This window comes from Rhizobium pisi (assembly GCF_003938655.1).
Classification (GTDB): Bacteria; Pseudomonadota; Alphaproteobacteria; order Rhizobiales; family Rhizobiaceae; genus Rhizobium; species Rhizobium pisi.
Map to the genome: position 1 here is coordinate 1 of NZ_RJJT01000036.1, position 12,074 is coordinate 12,074.

Sequence of the window (12,074 nt, forward strand, 5' to 3'; positions counted from 1 at the left end):
CACTTGAGACAATCGCCACAATGAGCGATGATCCCCTCATCAGCCTGCCAGCAGCAAGCTGACACTCATCCGGCCCTCTGGGATGAGCCGTGGTCGTCTAAGCTACACCACGTCCTGGGACATGATCCTCAATCTGACGAGAATCCGGCCATGACGCCTGGGTAGCCCAAGCTGTGAGGTGAGCATTTGGGATTGGACGTTTGGCATGTTGTCGTAGGCTTTAAGGGTGGTCTCCATTGGCGTCAGGTCTGGTGGCGGTCCCAATAGACGATCTTCAACCATGTGGCCGCACGCTCATATTGGCCGTCTCCCAACCATGTTTCCTCGAGATTGGCCCGTAACATTCGCTGTCCGGCCTCCGACAGGTCATTTTCGCCAAATCGCGCCCGCCCTAACTTTTTGAGACAAAGCGCACACCGAAACTCACACTGGGGAACACTCAGCGCCATCTTTCAGCACGGCGACCAGGTGTTGGCCCGCATTTCAGCACACGAAGCCATGCTCCCCTGCCAGCGTGGGGCACGGACGTCGTTGAGACCAAAGGCTCTGCTCCCGAGCGGTAACGAAATGACTTTAAATAAGGCATACGCAGCCCGCTGAGCCCGTACGGTAACATCCCCCGCACTCTGATCCCGTAAGGGTGCAAGCTGGCTTGCAATGACCTACTGAAGTTGATATGTTCCCGATCGGGAGCAAAAGGTGGTGAAATTGCCCAAGAAAACGCTCGATTCGCCAAGAGACATCCAGAAACTGGTCAACCAAGCCAGTCCGGCAATCGAGCTGGCCCGCACGTTTGCCTCGATCGACGCCCCGGCAAAAGCCTTGAACGCTCTCAATGAGAGTTTTGGGTCGAACAACGACCTAATCAAGTCGATCGAGTCTGCCTCAGACATTGCAAGGCGATTATCGCACCATTCCGATCTGGCTGCCAAATTAACCGAAACGTTGCCGAAGATTAAACTGAACCTACCGAACGTTTCCGCAACGATAATGGCATCCTTGCCCAAGCAATTGGCGGATTTCTCCGCCGAGGCAGCGGAAAATGCCCCGGTTGCCATACAAAAAGCAAGTCCAGAGACCTTTGCACAAGCGGAAGTCCAACTCGATAGCACCAAAGATCTCGGAAACATGGTCCGTCGCCTACGGGAAAGTCGAAAACTATCGCAGCAGGAATTTGCAGATCTGGCAGGCGTTGGACGCCGCTTCCTCTCTGAACTTGAAAACGGCAAGCCGACTTTGGAATTCGCAAAAGTTCTTCAAGTCGCTCAGGCGGCCGGGATATCCCTCCTTGTGCGCGACCGGTCATAATGGAAATACTCGCTCTCGATGTCCGCTTGGACAGTTCGGAAAACCCGGTGGGCGTGCTCGTCCGCGATCAACGCGGCGGCTTGGCCTTCGCCTACGACAGAGCTTATGTGTCACAGCCGGGGGCGATCTCCCTTTCTCTTTCCCTGCCCTTAACGGCAGAGCCGTTTGAGGAAGCGGTTGCCCGGCCCTTCTTTGACAATTTGCTTCAAGAGCGTGATGGAGCGCTTTCCGACATCATGGCTCGCGAAGGTATAGCTCGTGATGATATCGCAGGCTTGTTGTTTCATCTGGGCAAGGATTGTGCAGGAGCGCTTTCGGTTCTGCCCGCTGGCTCACCTCCGACCAAGGTTCCTGGTGATTATCAGAAAGACTATCAGCGCCTCGAGGACGACCGGCTGATCGCGATCGTCGACTCGCTTCACAAGCGGCGGCGATTGCCCGCCGGCACGGACGACCCCTCCCCCCTTGCTGGCATGCAAAGCAAAACCGCTCTCACTCTCCTGCCGGACGGATCCCTCGCGGGGCCGTTGCCCGGTTCTGGTGCGCCGACGACGCATATCCTGAAAGTTCCCGACCAAGAGCATATTCATGACGGCTCTCTTGAATATGAAGCAATGCGACTGTCCCACGCGGTCGGATTTTCTACAGCCGATGTCTCCTTGCTTCCACTCGCTGGCATCGAGGTGCTTTTGGTAACGCGGTTTGACCGCGCGCTCGACAGAGACGGCCGCGTTGTACGAATTCACCAGGAGGACTTTGCGCAAGCCCTTGGTCTTCCCTCGGCGCTCAAATACGAACGACGAGGGGCTCCCGGCCGGCGTTTCGATGTCGACGCGGTCCGGCGAATTCTCGATGCGACAGACGATCCTGCGGGAGAACGAGAACTCTTTATTCAAGCGACGCTTTTTGACCTTCTCGTGGGAAACGTGGATGGTCACGCAAAGAACTTCGCGCTTTTCCATGAGCCAGGTGGGAGGATCCGTACTTCACCCCGTTACGACATTCTCCCTACACGGCTTGACGATACACTCACAGATGAACTTGCTTACCGAATTGGTGATGCCACGACGCTGGACGAGATAAGTGGAGAAGACTTTGATCTCTTCCTCCAGACTGTTGGCATTTCGAGCGCCGCGGCGCGCCAGCGCCTTTCGAAAAGATACGCCACAGAGATTGCCACCAAGCTTGCCGGACATTTAGACCGGCTTGGGAAGGGCGGACAAAAGCCGCTTGCCGACCTCATCGCCTCCAATATGCGCACGCTTCTCGGTGCACTGGATATCGAAGTCCCCGGCCCTGCAAGAGACCGTGACGCATATATTGGACGAGCCGGTGGGTGGTTGTTGAGTTGAGGGTGCCCTGCAACCTGCGCACCGAAGGCGAAGTCCTGAAATGGGCGCGCAGGGAGAGCACGCATCTCGGCGGCCGTCGCCCGATCGAGACGGATGCCGGCGCAGTCGAGGTGTTCGACTACGTCGAAGCATATATACGCGACCACGCCACGCAGCCCCCCGATATTTCGTCCGCTGATGCGTGGAACAGGATGTGAAGAACGAAAATCTGCGTCGCTTCTTCCTGGAATGTCCGCTGGATAGGCGATGGGAACTTCGGTGTCTCGCGGCCGTTTAGTTGCAGATGCGGTGTATCGGGCGGGACATCCTGCGCCTCGGGCGGCAGAAGAGATCGTCATGGCAAGGGATGCCGACATAACCATATTAAGAAAGCGCGGAATGCTGGCGACCGTGCGCGGCGTCGTTGCGCATAGCGTGGGCGGGGCCGAAGTCGAGACTGCGCCCTGCGATATGCTACTGGGTAATGCAATTCTGCATGTCGCGAGATTGGACGCTTCGGTTTGCACGACCGCCGCCGCGAGTGTCGTTGCGGAGGGCATTACGTTGAATTGCGAGGATTGCCGTCGGCTTGCCTTGAAATATGGCGATAAGCTTGAAGTTCGTGAGTAGGACGCAAGAGCCCTGAGCCCTGGCCGATCAGCTTGCTGGGCCCAAGGAACCTCAATCGGACATCAGAAGAATATCTCCTGCCATTCAGTGCGAGGTGATCGCACGACCGCTGGACGAGAGATGCTCTGTAATGGCGCGCCGGATTTCGGTGACCGTGTCGAAGAGCCTGTTGTCCAAGTCGATGACATTGAAGCGGACAGCGATGAATTTGAGGCGGTTTTCGACAGGGACCGCGATCCCGACTTCCTGACCGTTGAATACGACAGCTTGCTTTTGCATAACAAACCTCGGGGCGCGCCACACGGGAGCACCATCTTAGAAAAGTGGAACAAAGGGTTTACGACGCGTCAGATTGCCGTCGTAGGTCGGTATCGGATCGAGACGAGATCACGCACGCGCTGCACCATTGCGAAGAAACGAAGTCGGACAAACAACGTCATCATCCTCCTCAAGCGAGGTCAAACGACCGCTGAGTACCGCCGGCGAAGGCCGGTTATTTCGGAACTCTTCTGTAAAAAACGTAGTCGAGAAACCTCGAGTAAGCAACTGATTTTTGTTATTATTTAGCGTTTTGAATCGTATGACAATTACCGCAGGTGCGAAGTAAAAAATGATGTACGTTCGTCCGACCCCATCATCGAAGGCCCGTCAACGGCTTTACTGGGCGATATTGTAGACTAGGCGGCATCCATTACGTTGTATCTTTCAGCCTCCTTCGGACTTGGGGCAATCAAATGGTCACTTCTACTTTTAAACATAGATAGTCTTTGCGTCCTTCTCATCGAAAGGACCACGGACCTGGGATGTTAAGGGACCGATAGACTCGAGGGTTTCGCAAGCGTCGGGACGTCTAATTGCTTTAAAATCGAAATCTACGCCCCCGGGCTCTCGTCAGTGGGGGCCGACCGCAGACAGTTCACTGCCAGGACACGCAACGCGAAAAGCAGACATTAAAGCGTTCGGCGCCAAGGTCTGGGGTTGGGCCATTGAAGCTGCTTGCTGATAGCTCGGGCAAGTCAGAAGCCGGCGATCGGCATACGGCACGATGAATGGCACGGTTTGGCCTTTGCGGACATCAGCGCGAATACAATTAGGCCATCTTAGGTCTCAGAAGTCATTTCTTTTGCCAATTCGCCGATCATCGACCGCAACCATCTGTGGGCTGGGTCGTGGCGGTAGCGAACGTGCCAAGCCATCTGGACCGGGAAAGTGCCGAGATCAACGGGAGTCGCTAGTATCTTCAGCCGCGGATCCCGCTCAAGGCGGCGGCAGATCAGGCTCGGCAGCGTTGCGCAGTAATCCGTGACGGCAAGCATCTCTGGCACGGCCAGGAAGTGCGTGACAGAAACGGCAACCTCTCGCTTGAGGTTTTGTTGCCCCAATGCCTGGAAGAGGCCGGCACGCAGCCGGCCCGGCGGAAGCACGTTCACGTGCTTGAGGCCTTCATATTGTTCTCGTGAAATACGGTCTCGAACGTCAGGATGGTCCTTGCGCACCACGCAGGCAAGTCCGTCGTCCATCAGATGCTGGACGACAAGATTGTCGGGCGGATCGACGATCCGGCCAAGCACCATTGCGGTGGTACCAGAGATCACCCCGGTTTCGGCAAGGTCATTCCCAAATGGTGTCATACGGAGCTTAATTCCTGGCGCATGCTCCCGAAGCCGCGCCACAAGGGCAGGCATCAGCACGAGCTCGACATAACTATTGGGCGCGAGCGTGAACAGACGTTCGGCGCTTTGCGGCTGGAACTCCTGCTGGTTGAAAATGAGATCGTCCAGTTGAGCCAGCGCTGCTTCGATCGTCGGAGCGATCTCCTCGGCCAGTTGCGTCGGCCTTATGCCGTACCTTTCCCGGATGAACAGCGGATCCCGCAGGGTATCGCGCAGGCGGTTCAACGAATTGGACAGCGCCGGCTGGGTGATGCTCAGTCGCGCTGCAGCCCGTGTCACGCTCCGCTCTTCCATCAGGGCCAGGAAAACCGGGAGCAGGTTCAGATCGTATCTCATCGAGATATAATTCCATATGAATATCTAAAATCAAAGAAGTAAATTTCTGAAATATGTTGGCAGGTGTCACTATGAGCTCATCGACAAGCCGCTGCAGCTGGTCGAACTCCAAATCAACCGGCACGACGCCTCATGGCGCGGCATCATCTGACGAAAGGATCCGACAATGAAAGTCCTCATGGTGCTTACCTCCCACGATACTCTCGGTAACACCGGCAAGAAAACCGGCTTCTGGCTCGAGGAGCTGGCAACGCCGTACTATGTCTTCAAGGACGCCGGCGCCGAGATCACCCTCGCCTCGCCAAAGGGCGGCCAGCCGCCGCTCGACCCGAAGAGCGACGAGCCGATGTTCCAGACCGACCTTACGCGGCGCTTCAATGCCGACGAGGTTGCCAAGGCGCAGCTTGCAGAAACTGTGCGCCTGGACAGCGTCGACCAGAAGGACTTCGATACGGTCTTTTACCCCGGCGGCCACGGACCGCTGTGGGATCTGGCCGAAGATCCGAACTCGTTCAAGCTGATCGAATCCTTCGTCAAGGCCGGCAAGCCGATTGCCCTCGTCTGTCATGCATCGGGCGTCCTGCGTCACGTGACCAATGCCGACGGCACCCCGTTCGTTCAAGGACGCTACGTCACCGGCTTCACCAACAGCGAGGAAGAGGCTGTCGGTCTCACGAAGGTCGTGCCGTTCCTGGTCGAGGACGAACTAATCGGCCTCGGTGCGGTCTTTTCCAAGGTCAAGGACTGGGGCGTGCACACAGTCGTCGATGGCCAGCTTATCACCGGTCAGAACCCGGCGTCATCGAGCGAGGCAGCGGAGGCGCTGCTAGGCGCTTTGAGCCAGAGGAAGGTCAAGACCGCCTGAACAAACTGGAACACCGTGATCTGCCGACGGCTTGTGTCGGCGGATCACCTTCAGAAACTGGAGTTTGCCATGTCCACTACCGTTGCAACGATATTGCTGTCGGACGCCCAACAGATGATCGAAAGGTCGATCGCCGCCGCCCGCGCGCTGGATCTTGCCTGCTCAATCGCCGTCGTCGACTCGTCTGGGCACCTGCTGTCCTTTATTCGCCAGGACGGGGCGATGGCAGGCTCAGCGGCGCTTGCCATCGACAAAGCCTTTACCGCTCACCTTTTCAACAACCCGACGGACGCGCTGAATGCACTGGCGCAGCCTGGCGCCGAACTCTACGGGATCCAGCATTCGCATGGTGGAAGGGTCGTGGTCTTTGGAGGCGGCATTCCCATCCGATTTGAAGGGCGGACGATCGGCGCAATTGGCGTGAGCGGCGGGACCGTCGCGGAAGACATCGCCATCGCCGAGGCCGGCTCGGCAGCCTCCTCGTAATTTCCGGCGAGCGCCTGTCTCCGAAAAGAGCCCAGCGCCCTCGCTCAGTCATCAAATCAACCACTCGTCGCGCTTCGAAGACTGGACCAACCAGTCAACGGCTTCGCGCATCTTGCAAGCAGGTCATCAATCTCGGGAGAAAGCAAATGAATGGAGCTGATTGCGATAAGGAAGACGACCCCAAGTTCTCTGAATTGACCATGTCGGTCGCCATCACCTGTATGGTGCTGGTTGCTATCGACCTGCGACCGGCCATTGTGTCGATCGGTCCGCTTCTTCCTTCTATCCGGGACGAGTTTGCGATTTCGAACGCACAGGCATCGTTGCTGACCGCAATCCCTGCACTGTTGATGGGGCTGTTCGCTTTCCCGACACCATGGCTTGCCCGTCGCTTCGGGCGCGACAAGGTGATGCTGGTTGCGCTCGCCACCCTCGCCATCGCCACGCTCGCGCGTGCGTTCGCGGACAATGTTACGTCACTTTTCGCCGCCACAGCGGGTGTGGGCGCGGGAATTGCCGTTGCTGGGGCCTTGGTCGCCGGCTTCATCAAGAAGAACTATCCGCGTCACGTGGCACTGTTCACAGGGATCTATGCTTCCGCGATCGGGCTGGGGAGCACAATATCTGCTGCGCTGGCTGGACATCTGGCTGAAGCAAGCGGCGGATGGAGAATTGGTGCGGGCATCTTCACCCTGCCTGGTTTTATCGCGATCGGCGCCTGGATGGTCATTGCGCGAGCGGAGCGGCGAGCCGGGACGGTTAAGTCGGGCACGTTTGCGCCCCAGAAGGGTAGTTCGCTCCCGTTCACCAACCGAATGGCGTGGCTGGCCGCGTCTTATTTCGCGCTTAACAACTTCCTATTCTTTGGTCTGGTCGCCTGGACTGCGCCCATGTATATCGAGCGCGGCATGAGCGGCGCGGATGCGGCGTTACTCCTCGCCAGTTTCACTGCTGCATTCACGATGGCAAATCCGCTTGCCGGTTTCATCAGTCGGAACAACGATCGGCGGCGTCTGATTGCCCTGTTCGCGTCTACGTCTCTGTTCGGCATCTTAGCGATTGTTCTTATGCCGTCGATGATGCCGTATCTTTTCATTCCCCTGATTGCCGTTGGCGTCGGAGGCTCCTTTACCTTTGGCATGGTGCTGCCGCTCGACCACGCTCGGGATGCGAACGAAGCGAACTCCTGGACAGCCTTTGTTCTGGGCATCGGCTACTTCGCAGGAGCTTTGGGTCCATTTCTGCTTGGTGTGGCGCGCGACAGCACCGGGGGGTTCACTGTTCCAGTCTGGATGCTGGTTATCGCTGCAGTTCTCAAGCTGTCACTAGCCCCGCTGCTTCACCCCGGCCGTATCTAGCTGGGGAAAGCAGCAATCACCGTGTCCACCGCTTTTTTTGGTCGCCTCCAAACACACGTCAAAACAGTGACTTCATTCGTATCTTCGCCGTCTACTATAGCGCGACCTGAGCCGAGCGGCTGCCCACCCCCTTTTCGGCCTCTGAGCAATACGAAAGATCGACCCAAAGCCGGTGACAAGCAAAGGGACGACGCCCTGTATGACCGACAACTGTCGCATCACTTAGCGCAGATGAAGGACAGCTTCCCCCTGAGCAGCCACCCAAAGGCTGCCAGGCCGTTGCCCACCATCATCGCAGACCCCTGCTTGAGCACACTGGCAGCAGGGAGGGGCTGGACCGCAATTGACCCCATTGCAGGTGTTTAACGCAGGCAGACACGATTCTGAAAGCGGTCATCACCTACTGCCCAGATCTAATCATCTCACGAATTTTAGTCGCCTTCTCGAAATGATCGAGAGCATGGGTTTTAATCCACCACTCAGCGGCTTCCATAAGGAGGTCGGGGTCGTCGTTCTTGTTTGCAAAGAATGCATAGAATGACAGGCCAACGCCTTCACCCCTTTTTGAGATTTTTTCGTCGCAGACTGAAATGGCTTTCGCCCTTAGGGTTAGTCTCATGATGTGGCCCTAGCTTCACATGGAGGTTCAAATGTCCCGCAGGATGTTACCTCATTTCACTATTTTCCATCAATGGTGGTATTGCGTAGAAGCAACGTTGACGACGTGTAGATTTGCATGTAACTCTGCCACTCATGGTAATCGCAACGGTTCTCGTAGTGGTGATGTCGCGCATGGGCAGGACGGTGTAACCGTCCGGCAGCTGTCGCCCGTGCGCCGAAAACAAGGTCCCTGACGGGCCTTTTTTTATGCCCGTCGCACACCTCATCTTTCACCATGACGGAACCTAATATGACCAGCGGTAAAGCTAATTCCTTTTCTGGCAGCGCCTCCGATGCGCTGATGAACGGAGGCGAGATCGTTCTGCAAGCGTTGCGCGACAACGGTGTCGAACACATTTTCGGTTACCCCGGTGCAGCGGTGCTGCCGATCTATGACGAAATCTTCCAACAGGAGGACATCAAACATTTCCTGGTGCGCCACGAGCAAGGCGCCGGACACGCAGCCGAAGGCTATGCCCGCTCGACGGGAAAGGTCGGCGTCATGCTGGTGACATCGGGACCGGGCGTTACAAATGCGGTCACGGCGCTGCAGGATGCCCTTATGGACTCCGTTCCGCTCGTCTGCCTCTCCGGTCAAGTGCCGACAAATCTGATCGGCACGGACGCTTTTCAGGAATGCGATACGGTCGGCATCACCCGCCCCTGCACAAAGCACAATTTCCTGGTCCAACACATCGACGATCTGGCCAAAACGATACATCTGGCTTTCCGGATCGCGGCGGCCGGTCGACCCGGTCCTGTTCTCGTCGACATGCCGAAGGACGTGCTCTTCGCCAGCGGGACCTACGTCTCACGTGACAAGGTGGCTCTGCTGCCGAGCTGCCAGCCTGCAATGCAAGGCGATCAGAACGCGATCCAGGCGGCTGTCGCATTGATGGCCGAAGCCCGGCGCCCGATCATCTATACCGGCGGCGGCGTTATCAACGCCGGACTGGAGGCGTCGAGATTGTTGCGCGAGTTCGTGGACCTCACGGGCTTTCCCGTAACGTCCACCATCATGGGGCTTGGAGCGTACCCCGCCACCGGACCGAACTGGCTTCGAGTCGCCGGACAGGACGGATCGCATGAAGCCAATATGGCCATTGGCGATTGCGACCTGATGATCGCCATCGGCGCGCGCTTTGACGACCTTGCGACCTCGCGTGCCCAGGAGTTTTCACTTCGCTCGAAGAAAATCCAGATCGATATCGATGCGTCATCGATCAACAAACGCGTTCTCGTCGACATCGGCATTCAGGGCGACGCCGCGCATGTGCTGGCTGATATGATCCATGCCTGGCGGTCGCTCCCCAATATGCCCGACCAGAAGCGGTTGCGGGCGTGGTGGACAAAGATCGATCATTGGCGAGCCCACCATTCCTTTTCCTACGAGCGGCTGGACCATGCAATTACGCCGCAACATGCCCTGAAGCGCCTGCATGCGCTGACAAAGCCGCACGACCCCATCATCGCGACGGAGATCGGTCAGCAGATGTGGGTGGCGCAGTTCTTCGGTTTCGACAAACCCAATCGCTGGATTACCTCGGGCGGGCTGGGGACTATGGGTTTCGGCCTTCCTGCCGCGCTCGGGGCGCAAATCGCAAATCCCGGCCGTCTTGTCATCGATATTGCCGGCGACGCGTCGGTGCTAACGACGATGAAAGAGCTGTCGACGGCGATACAGCATCAAGCCCCGATCAAGATTTTCATCTTGCGCAATGAGCATCCGGGCATGGCGCGAGAATGGGGTCAGGTTGCAGATGGCAATCATCGATCCCGCGCTTATGCGGCTTCGCTGCCTGATTTTTCCAAGCTCGCGGAAGCCTATGGCGCCATCGGCCTTCGTTGCGAGAACCCCAGCGAACTCGATGCCAGGATAGAGGAGATGATCGACGCGGACCGACCGGTGCTCTTTGACTGCCGAGTCGCAGGCCTTGCCGACGCCTAGGCGCGGTAACGCCCGCAGTTGCCTTTTTTCATATGCTCAATTTGTCCCGAGAAGGGCCACGTGACGATCGAATTGCAGTTGCCGAGGTCGCGCACTTGCGTGGTGATCGCGGTCAAGACCGTCTCTCGACTGGAGCCAGATTCCGGTGAAGTTTGCAATTACCCACATCTGCGTGTCGGCGATACGGGCGAGAACATCGCCCAGCCATTCCTTCGGATCGATGTTGCCCTGATCTGGTGGACGCCTCCGCTCCCGGCATCGCAATGTGCAAAGTGTGGCTGCCGGAAGTCAGATAAGGGAGACCCGTCCATGGAGCGAACATCGACGCAGCGCACCTCCTGATAAAGAGCTCAGGTTTGCGGCTGGTTGAACGCGCGACTGAAAATGGAGAGCGGCACTTCTCTGGTGATACGGCAGGTTGGCAGCTTCGACAGCTTGGAAATTGTACCATCTAGCGGTATGTTAGACAAAACTGCATTCTGTTAGACAACGGCAGTCGTCGGATCATGAAGAAAACTCCAACAGAAAAAATCATTCCGGCAGCACCGCGTGTCGCCGCGACAGCAGCGCGAAAGGCTCGTACGGGGGACGTGACCGTCAAAGCACGCATTAGTGCCGTTATGGAAGCTGCTGAGCACTCCGGGCTACTGGGTGAAAAGAGCAAACGCATTGGCGGCCGCATTAGCTCAGCTTTAGTTGAGCAGGCTAAGAAGCACACCGGGATCGAGACGGACACGGACCTGATCGAATTTGCCCTCGCCAGTGTTGCTCTCGAGGATAAATTCGCCGAAACCTTTCGAAAGACGCGCGGCACCGTCGATCCCGCATTAAAGCTCGGGTTCTGACTTGCCAGCTTTCGATGTCGACTCCGCGCTTCGATGGGCGCGCCTCGATCCAGGAAGGACGCTCGCCCGACGAGCAGACGAGCACCTCCCTTTCATTTCGGACACAGCAGAAGCTGGAAACGAGCTTCTTTTGGATACCTGCGTTTATATCGATGGAATGCAGGGCAGATCCCCTGACGTAGTGGCAGACCTCTTGGACATACGCCAGATCAATCACTCAACCGTCGCGATCCAGGAGTTGATGCACACCATTGGTGTTCTGGATCCGGGGCATCTGGGAACAAAGACAGCTATTGGGCAGATCAAAACAACCATCGCCGCAATGCCTGAGCATCGCATCTTCACACCGAATGCCGATGTTCTCGGCCGCGGCGCAATGCTCTCGGGTATCTTATGCCGAATTCAGGGCTATCAGCATGACGCACGCTTGAGAGCGCTTCACGATTGCGTTCTTTTCCTCCAGGCACAAAAGCTCGGCTTGGCGGTTCTAACCGCGAATGTGAGCGATTTTGACTACCTGCTGCAATTGATGCCGACTTCTAGGGTTTTGCTATATCGGGTGGCTGCGTGACGAACGCCCTCGCCTTGAACGGAGTCAAACCGGCTCTGTTGCAAATGTCCATTTTGGAATAAC

The 12,074-nt window shown here is 57.2% G+C and carries 13 protein-coding genes; 10 read left to right on the plus strand and 3 right to left on the minus strand.

From position 1 onward, the window contains the following. The first annotated feature begins 699 nt into the window (after positions 1-699). From EFD55_RS33995 to EFD55_RS30935, 4 genes are all read left to right on the plus strand, one after another. Entirely contained in the window at positions 700-1,308 is a 609-nt protein-coding gene (locus EFD55_RS33995; protein ID WP_245438655.1) for a helix-turn-helix transcriptional regulator, read from the plus strand. Positions 1,309-1,334: 26 nt separating this feature from the next. Next, positions 1,335-2,660 (plus strand): HipA domain-containing protein, encoded by a 1,326-nt coding sequence (locus tag EFD55_RS30925; protein WP_167493250.1) that lies wholly within the window; start codon positions 1,335-1,337, stop codon positions 2,658-2,660. Beyond that, on the plus strand, positions 2,645-2,857 hold the full coding sequence (locus EFD55_RS30930; RefSeq protein WP_125850666.1) for a hypothetical protein: 213 nt from the start codon (positions 2,645-2,647) through the stop codon (positions 2,855-2,857). The genes EFD55_RS30925 and EFD55_RS30930 overlap by 16 nt, the downstream gene beginning before the upstream one ends. A gap of 139 nt (positions 2,858-2,996) precedes the next feature. Further along, positions 2,997-3,269: a hypothetical protein gene (locus EFD55_RS30935; protein ID WP_125850668.1), complete on the plus strand. Its 273-nt coding sequence runs from the start codon at positions 2,997-2,999 to the stop codon at positions 3,267-3,269. Positions 3,270-3,353: 84 nt separating this feature from the next. Here EFD55_RS30935 and EFD55_RS30940 read toward each other — a convergent pair whose 3' ends face one another. Then, a complete protein-coding gene (locus EFD55_RS30940) occupies positions 3,354-3,548 on the minus strand; it encodes a hypothetical protein (protein WP_125850670.1) in 195 nt (64 codons plus the stop codon). 821 nt (positions 3,549-4,369) lie between these two features. Beyond that, a complete protein-coding gene (locus tag EFD55_RS30945; RefSeq protein ID WP_125850672.1) occupies positions 4,370-5,278 on the minus strand; it encodes a LysR family transcriptional regulator in 909 nt (302 codons plus the stop codon). Between the two features lie 166 nt (positions 5,279-5,444). Between EFD55_RS30945 and EFD55_RS30950 the strand changes: the two genes are divergently transcribed. From EFD55_RS30950 to EFD55_RS30960, 3 genes are all read left to right on the plus strand, one after another. After that, complete coding sequence (locus EFD55_RS30950) at positions 5,445-6,143, plus strand: type 1 glutamine amidotransferase domain-containing protein (RefSeq protein ID WP_125850674.1); 699 nt, start codon at positions 5,445-5,447, stop codon at positions 6,141-6,143. Between the two features lie 69 nt (positions 6,144-6,212). Continuing rightward, positions 6,213-6,629, plus strand: a complete 417-nt coding sequence (locus tag EFD55_RS30955) for a GlcG/HbpS family heme-binding protein (protein ID WP_125850676.1) — start codon at positions 6,213-6,215, stop codon at positions 6,627-6,629. Positions 6,630-6,775: 146 nt separating this feature from the next. After that, positions 6,776-7,987 (plus strand): MFS transporter, encoded by a 1,212-nt coding sequence (locus EFD55_RS30960; protein WP_245438657.1) that lies wholly within the window; start codon positions 6,776-6,778, stop codon positions 7,985-7,987. A gap of 400 nt (positions 7,988-8,387) precedes the next feature. On the opposite strand, the gene EFD55_RS34000 is transcribed toward EFD55_RS30960, so the two are convergent. Beyond that, positions 8,388-8,606 carry a DUF6500 family protein gene (locus EFD55_RS34000; protein ID WP_125850678.1) on the minus strand — a complete coding sequence of 73 codons (219 nt, stop codon included), beginning with the start codon at positions 8,604-8,606 and terminating at the stop codon, positions 8,388-8,390. Positions 8,607-8,897: 291 nt separating this feature from the next. Here EFD55_RS34000 and ilvB point away from each other — a divergent pair, with 291 nt between their 5' ends. From ilvB to EFD55_RS30980, 3 genes are all read left to right on the plus strand, one after another. Beyond that, complete coding sequence (gene ilvB, locus EFD55_RS30970) at positions 8,898-10,595, plus strand: biosynthetic-type acetolactate synthase large subunit (protein ID WP_125850680.1); 1,698 nt, start codon at positions 8,898-8,900, stop codon at positions 10,593-10,595. Positions 10,596-11,101: 506 nt separating this feature from the next. Then, positions 11,102-11,440, plus strand: a complete 339-nt coding sequence (locus EFD55_RS30975; protein WP_245438352.1) for a hypothetical protein — start codon at positions 11,102-11,104, stop codon at positions 11,438-11,440. A gap of 193 nt (positions 11,441-11,633) precedes the next feature. Beyond that, entirely contained in the window at positions 11,634-12,011 is a 378-nt protein-coding gene (locus EFD55_RS30980) for a DNA-binding protein (RefSeq protein ID WP_312860854.1), read from the plus strand. Positions 12,012-12,074 lie beyond the last annotated feature (63 nt).

What these genes read in the sequence shown, in the direction of transcription:
- EFD55_RS30935 (WP_125850668.1), top strand. Translation starts at nt 2,997, where the DNA reads ATGGCAAGGGATGCCGACATAACCATATTAAGAAAGCGCGGAATGCTG.
- EFD55_RS30940 (WP_125850670.1), bottom strand. Translation starts at nt 3,548, where the DNA reads ATGCAAAAGCAAGCTGTCGTATTCAACGGTCAGGAAGTCGGGATCGCG.
- EFD55_RS30945 (WP_125850672.1), bottom strand. Translation starts at nt 5,278, where the DNA reads ATGAGATACGATCTGAACCTGCTCCCGGTTTTCCTGGCCCTGATGGAA.
- EFD55_RS30950 (WP_125850674.1), top strand. Translation starts at nt 5,445, where the DNA reads ATGAAAGTCCTCATGGTGCTTACCTCCCACGATACTCTCGGTAACACC.
- EFD55_RS30955 (WP_125850676.1), top strand. Translation starts at nt 6,213, where the DNA reads ATGTCCACTACCGTTGCAACGATATTGCTGTCGGACGCCCAACAGATG.
- EFD55_RS30960 (WP_245438657.1), top strand. Translation starts at nt 6,776, where the DNA reads ATGAATGGAGCTGATTGCGATAAGGAAGACGACCCCAAGTTCTCTGAA.
- EFD55_RS34000 (WP_125850678.1), bottom strand. Translation starts at nt 8,606, where the DNA reads ATGAGACTAACCCTAAGGGCGAAAGCCATTTCAGTCTGCGACGAAAAA.
- ilvB (WP_125850680.1), top strand. Translation starts at nt 8,898, where the DNA reads ATGACCAGCGGTAAAGCTAATTCCTTTTCTGGCAGCGCCTCCGATGCG.
- EFD55_RS30975 (WP_245438352.1), top strand. Translation starts at nt 11,102, where the DNA reads ATGAAGAAAACTCCAACAGAAAAAATCATTCCGGCAGCACCGCGTGTC.